A 223-nucleotide genomic window follows, 5' to 3' on the forward strand; every position below is an offset into this window, starting at 1 on the left:
GGCCAGGCCGATGGCGCGGATGGTGCCGGACGAACCGATGGCCTCATCCCAGGTCAGGCGGTGCAGGGCGTGCTCGATGCTCATGATCTCCAGCCGCGCCGCCGTATAAGCCTGGGCGTAGCGGGCCGGGGTGATCTTGCCGTCCTTGAAATAGCGCTGGGTGTAGCTGACGCAGCCCATTTGCAGGCTTTCGCGCAGCAGCGGCTCGAAGCGCTGGCCAATA

Annotated in this window: 1 pseudogene; it reads right to left on the reverse strand. The window is 65.9% G+C overall.

From position 1 onward, the window contains the following. Nucleotides 1-223: pseudogene (locus HX846_RS40210) on the reverse strand (exopolyphosphatase); the annotation flags it as partial.

This window comes from Pseudomonas sp. K5002 (genome assembly GCF_013386655.1).
Lineage (GTDB): Bacteria > Pseudomonadota > Gammaproteobacteria > Pseudomonadales > Pseudomonadaceae > Aquipseudomonas.